Genomic DNA, 4,490 nt, shown 5'->3' with positions numbered 1-4,490 from the left:
GCAGTCTGCCAAGTCACCCGCTTGTCGACGATCGAATATCTGAGCAACCTCCGGCTCGGGACCAGCCACAACCTGGCAGAGGTTAAAGAACAAGCTAAGCCGTGACCGGCAGTGTCTGCCCCATGAGGAGCGTCGTCGAGCGGGCGTGCTGGACGGCGCGATGGGGCAGAGCTTGCCGGGAGGGGCACTAGAACCTTCGGCGGGCCCGGTCTCCCCGCGTGCGGAGCCGGGCCCATTTGTGTTCATCCACACTCCCGCGGATCCTCAACTTCCCTTCCTTCAGGTCTGGTTGAGTGCGTTGGTCGGTCCGAGACTTGCCGAGGTCATGACTTCGGCTGCGTGAGGCGGAACGTGATCGGCGGGCCGAACCACCGGAAACGGCGGACGCCCCACAGCCGGTGAAGGCTGTGGGGCGTCCGGACCTCCGGATCAGGGCGCGAGCCCAGAGCGTCTAGAAGTCGTCGTCGAAGGCGACCGAGCCCTCCACCGCCACCTGGTACGCGGACGGCCGGCGCTCGAAGAAGTTCGTGAGCTCCTGGACACCCTGCAGCTCCATGAACGAGAACGGGTTCTCGGAGCCGTACACAGCCGGGAAGCCGAGCCGGGTGAGCCGCTGGTCGGCGACGCACTGCAGGTACTCGCGCATCGACTCGGTGTTCATGCCCGGCAGGCCGTCGCCGCACAGGTCGCGGCCGAACTGCAGTTCCGCGTCGACGGCCTCCTTCAGCATGTCGGTGACCTGCTGCTGGAGGGCGTCGTCGAAGAGCTCGGGCTCCTCCTTGCGGACGGTGTCCACGACCTCGAACGCGAAGTTCATATGCATCGTTTCGTCACGGAAGACCCAGTTGGTTCCCGTGGCGAGGCCGTGCAGCAGACCGCGCGAGCGGAACCAGTAGACGTACGCGAACGCGCCGTAGAAGAAGAGCCCTTCGATGCACGCCGCGAAGCAGATCAGGTTCAGCAGGAAGCGACGGCGGTCGGCCTGCGTCTCCAGCCGCTCGATCTTCTCGACCGAGTCCATCCACTTGAAGCAGAACTGCGCCTTCTCGCGGATGGAGGGGATCTCCTCGACCGCGTCGAACGCGGCCGCACGGTCGTCCGGGTCGGGCAGATAGGTGTCGAGCAACGTCAGATAGAACTGGACGTGCACAGCCTCCTCGAAGAGCTGACGCGACAGGTACAGCCGCGCTTCCGGGGAGTTGATGTGCTTGTACAGGGTCAGTACGAGGTTGTTGGAGACGATCGAGTCACCGGTTGCGAAGAACGCGACGAGCCGGCCGATCATGTGCTGCTCGGCGGGTGTCAGCTTGGCGAGATCGGCGACGTCGGAGTGGAGGTCGACCTCCTCGACCGTCCAGGTGTTCTTGATCGCGTCGCGGTAGCGCTCGTAGAAGTCCGGGTAGCGCATGGGCCGCAGGGTCAGTTCGAAGCCCGGGTCGAGCAGATTCTTGTCGGTCGAGCTCATTACTGGCAGGCCTCGCAGGACTCGGGGTTTTCGAGGGAGCAGGCGATCGCGTCCGCGTCGGGAGCCGAAGCCTGCTGTACGGGAAGGGCGGCGGCGGCCGTGGCCCGGCCGGACGCCGCCCGGGCGATCCGGGTGGCCGGGCGCGAGCGCAGGTAGTACGTCGTCTTCAGCCCCTGCTTCCAGGCGTACGCGTACATCGAGGAAAGTTTGCCGATCGTCGGCGTCTCCAGGAACAGGTTCAGCGACTGGCTCTGGTCCAGGAACGGCGTACGCGCCGCCGCCATGTCGATCAGACCGCGCTGTGGGATCTCCCATGCCGTGCGGTAGAGAGCCCGTACGTCCTCCGGGATCCAGGCGAAGCCCTGCACCGAGCCGCTCGCCTCGCGCAGTGCCTCGCGGGTCCGCGCGTCCCACACGCCCAGATGCTTCAGCTCGTTCACCAGATAGGCGTTGACCTGGAGGAACTCACCGCTGAGCGTTTCGCGCTTGAAGAGGTTGGAGACCTGCGGCTCGATGCACTCGTACACTCCGGCGATCGAGGCGATCGTGGCGGTCGGAGCGATGGCGAGCAGCAGCGAGTTGCGCATGCCGGTCTTCGCGATCCGGGCGCGCAGCGCGTCCCAGCGCTCCGGCCAGCTCAGCTCGGTGTCGTAGTGGTCGGGGTGCAGCACGCCGCGGGCGGCGCGCGTCTCGGACCAGGCGGGCAGCGGACCGGACCGCTCGGCGAGGTCGCAGGACGCCTCGTAGGCGGCGAGCATGATCCGCTCGGAGATCTTCGTGGAGAGCGCGCGGGCCTCGGGGGAGTCGAACGGCAGCCGCAGTTGGAAGAAGACGTCCTGGAGCCCCATCGCGCCCAGCCCCACCGGACGCCAGCGGGCGTTGGAGCGGCCGGCCTGCTCGGTCGGGTAGAAGTTGATGTCGACGACCCGGTCGAGGAACGTCACGGCGGTACGGACGGTGGAATCCAGCCGCTCCCAGTCGATGGCGCCGCCGGCCACGAACGAACCGAGGTTGACCGAACCGAGGTTGCAGACGGCGGTCTCGCCGTCGTCGGTGACTTCGAGGATCTCGGTGCACAGGTTCGACGAGTGGACGACGCGACCCGGCTCGGCGGTCTGGTTGGCCGTCCGGTTGGAGGCGTCCTTGAACGTCATCCAGCCCTGACCGGTCTGTGCGAGCGTCCGCATCATCCGGCCGTACAGCTCACGCGCGGGCATCGACTTGCGGGCCAGGCCCTTGGCCTCGGCGGCCCGGTACGCGGCGTCGAACTCGTCGCCCCACAGATCGACCAGTTCCGGCACGTCGGCGGGGGAGAACAGCGACCAGTCGCCGTCCGCGTCGACCCGGCGCATGAACTCGTCCGGGATCCAGTGCGCCAGGTTGAGGTTGTGCGTACGCCGCTGGTCCTCGCCCGTGTTGTCGCGCAGCTCCAGGAACTCCTCGATGTCGGCGTGCCACGTCTCCAGGTAGACGGCGGCGGCGCCCTTGCGGCGGCCGCCCTGATTCACTGCGGCGACCGAGGCGTCGAGCGTCTTCAGGAACGGCACGATGCCGTTGGAGTGCCCGTTGGTGCCGCGGATCAGCGAACCGCGGGCGCGGATCCGGGAGTACGAGAGGCCGATGCCGCCCGCGTGCTTGGAGAGCCGCGCCACCTGGTGGTAGCGGTCGTAGATGGAGTCGAGCTCGTCCAGCGGTGAGTCCAGCAGATAGCAGGAGGACATCTGCGGGTGCCGGGTGCCGGAGTTGAAGAGTGTGGGGGAGGAGGGGAGGTAGTCGAGGCGGCTCATCAGACCGTACAGCGCGGCGACCTCGTCCAGTGCGCGCACCGACTCGTCCTCGGCGAGGCCGGCCGCGACGCGCAGCATGAAGTGCTGCGGCGTCTCGATGACCTGGCGGGTGAGCGGGTGGCGCAGCAGATAGCGGCTGTGCAGTGTCCGCAGCCCGAAGTAGCCGAACCGGTCGTCGGCGCCGTCGGCGAGGGACTGCTCGACCAGCGCGTCGAGCCGGGCCGCGTGGAGCGCCACGAACGCGGCCGTACGGTCCGCGATCAGACCCTCGCGGTGGCCGACGGCGACCGAGGCGGAGAACGACAGCGCGCCCTGACCGGCCGCCTCGTCCGCGATGGTGCGGGTCAGGAGGCGGGCGGCGAGCCGGGAGTACGCGGGGTCCTCGGCGATCAGACCCGCGGCGGCCTCGGTGGCCAGCGTGCGCAACTCCGCCTCGTCCGACGCGGCGTTGCGTCCGCGCAGCGCGGCGGCGGCGACGCGGCCGGGGTCGGTGTCGGGCAGATCGGCAGTGAGGTCGGTCAGGGTCCGCAGCAGTGCGGTCCCGGGTCCGTCGTTCGTGGTTCCCGCGGACTCGGCGACTGAAGCCGGATCGGCTGGCGCGATGGTCACGTGGTGCTCTCCCTCGCTCGGCTCGGGGCCGGCGGGTGAGCGGGGCAGCCACACGGAGGCATGCCCGAAGAAGGAGGGCAGCACTGCGTGCGGCGTCCACCGGCCCATCCGCGAGGCCCGGACGTCTGGGCGTCCGGATCGGTCGAGCCGGACGCGCTGTCGGCAGGTCCTCGGACTTTCAGGGTGCGCAAAAGGGCCCCGAATATACCGTTGCGGGACAGTTCCGGATTCGCACCGGATTTCCCTGCGGCGACAGCGAGCATGAGCATACATGTGGGGGCCGCCCGATGAGGCGGCCCCCACATGTTGTGTCGAATCGGTTCAGAGGCTCAGGCTGTACGTGAGCAGCGCGAGGCCCGCAATGGGATCCCGGTCGTGTTCTGGCGTGCGTACGAAGCCAAGCCGATGGCAGATCCGGCAGGCGCCGGACATGGTCGGCTGGGTGGACAGGACGAGCCACCCGACGCCCTCCGCGGCCCGTGCCCGGTCACGGCCCTACGGCGTGTTTCGAAAGTCCCGCCTGCCGGGCGGCGTCTGGCACGCTCGCTGCGTTGTCGGGCTCGCCCCGATACTGCCAGTATCGGGGCGACCCTCCGCCTTGCGATCGCACGCACCAGACGCCGCCCGGC

General features: G+C 68.6%; 2 protein-coding genes, 1 pseudogene and 1 riboswitch. All 3 genes and pseudogenes read right to left on the bottom strand.

The window, feature by feature from the left end; translation table 11 throughout:
* Nucleotides 1-451 precede the first annotated feature (451 nt).
* On the bottom strand, nucleotides 452-1,465 hold the full coding sequence (locus AB0N06_RS38115) for a ribonucleotide-diphosphate reductase subunit beta (RefSeq protein WP_358859732.1): 1,014 nt from the start codon (nucleotides 1,463-1,465) through the stop codon (nucleotides 452-454).
* Nucleotides 1,465-3,861 carry a ribonucleoside-diphosphate reductase subunit alpha gene (locus tag AB0N06_RS38110; RefSeq protein ID WP_366139261.1) on the bottom strand — a complete coding sequence of 799 codons (2,397 nt, stop codon included), beginning with the start codon at nucleotides 3,859-3,861 and terminating at the stop codon, nucleotides 1,465-1,467. The genes AB0N06_RS38115 and AB0N06_RS38110 overlap by 1 nt, the downstream gene beginning before the upstream one ends.
* Before the next feature lie 143 nt (nucleotides 3,862-4,004).
* A riboswitch (cobalamin riboswitch) is annotated at nucleotides 4,005-4,137 on the bottom strand.
* A 45-nt stretch (nucleotides 4,138-4,182) separates the two neighbouring features.
* A pseudogene (locus tag AB0N06_RS38105) lies at nucleotides 4,183-4,350 on the bottom strand (GNAT family N-acetyltransferase); the annotation flags it as partial.
* Nucleotides 4,351-4,490 lie beyond the last annotated feature (140 nt).

It is taken from the genome of Streptomyces sp. NPDC051020, from assembly GCF_040683105.1.
Lineage (GTDB): Bacteria > Actinomycetota > Actinomycetes > Streptomycetales > Streptomycetaceae > Streptomyces.
Note: the sequence above shows the minus strand (reverse complement) of the source record. Positions and strands in the feature narration are given on the sequence as shown.

Bases quoted from the DNA above. Each gene is read 5' to 3' on its own strand.
- AB0N06_RS38115 (WP_358859732.1), bottom strand. From the start codon at position 1,465: ATGAGCTCGACCGACAAGAATCTGCTCGACCCGGGCTTCGAACTGACC.